This is a genomic window from Lysobacter sp. TAB13, assembly GCF_052113885.1.
GTDB classification, from domain to species: Bacteria; Pseudomonadota; Gammaproteobacteria; order Xanthomonadales; family Xanthomonadaceae; genus Lysobacter; species Lysobacter gummosus.
The window spans coordinates 1-386 of the sequence record NZ_JBFRDR010000326.1; the positions used below are offsets into that span (position 1 = coordinate 1).

General features: G+C 73.6%; 1 protein-coding gene. It reads right to left on the reverse strand.

All coding sequences use genetic code 11. From position 1 onward, the window contains the following. On the reverse strand, window positions 1–386 hold a 386-nt coding region (locus tag AB4Y92_RS26375), incomplete at both ends, for an NAD(P)/FAD-dependent oxidoreductase (protein WP_441822312.1).

Here is a 386-nt window from a genome sequence, read left to right on the forward strand (position 1 = left end):
GGGCACCGTCGAGCAGGGCATAGACGCCGCCAGCGGTCACGCTGTCGTCGAAGCCGCGTTCTTCCATGGTGGCGCCGACCAGGAGAGTGCCGTCGCTCTTGGGAGCGAGATGCACCTGCTCGGTCCAGACGACACGCGCGAGCGTGCCGGTCCCGGGCGTGCTGCGGAGCGCGAGCGACTGGCCCTTGAGCGGGCGGACGGGGATGTCGAGCCCCTGAAATCGGGTCCAGGCGCCGGCAGCCGCAATCACGACCGGGGCCTTGCAGAGCCCGCGCGGCGTCGAGGCGCCGAGAACGCGGCCCCCGGCCAGCTCCGGCTCGGCCTCGCAGGCTTCGACCAGGTGCGCTCCGGCCGCGAGACAGGCGCGTCGCAGCGCCGCCATGACG